General features: G+C 67.2%; 1 protein-coding gene. It reads right to left on the bottom strand.

Annotated elements, in window-relative coordinates; genetic code table 11:
• The coding region (locus I5E_RS22115; RefSeq protein ID WP_305791148.1) for a DnaB-like helicase N-terminal domain-containing protein at positions 1 to 189 on the bottom strand (189 nt) is incomplete at its 3' end.
• Positions 190 to 259 lie beyond the last annotated feature (70 nt).

Here is a 259-nt window from a genome sequence, read left to right as displayed (position 1 = left end):
CTTGGTCAGCTCGTCGGTGACCGCGATGACGTCGGTCGGTTCGCCGTGCGAGTAGAGCGAGAGGATCGCGTCGAAGATGACCTCGTGCTTGGGGATGTAGAAGTCGACGCCGCGAGCGGTCTCGATGACGTCGGCGACGGCGTCCTTCGACAGGAGCATGCCGCCGATGGTCGACTGTTCGGCGAGCATGTCGTGCGGGGGAGTCCGCTCTGCGCCACCACGCTCCGCGTAGTCCTGCGGCGCGGGCTCGAGATGCGCG

The organism is Curtobacterium sp. B18 (assembly GCF_000333375.1).
Taxonomy (GTDB): Bacteria; Actinomycetota; Actinomycetes; order Actinomycetales; family Microbacteriaceae; genus Curtobacterium.
Note: the sequence above shows the minus strand (reverse complement) of the source record. Positions and strands in the feature narration are given on the sequence as shown.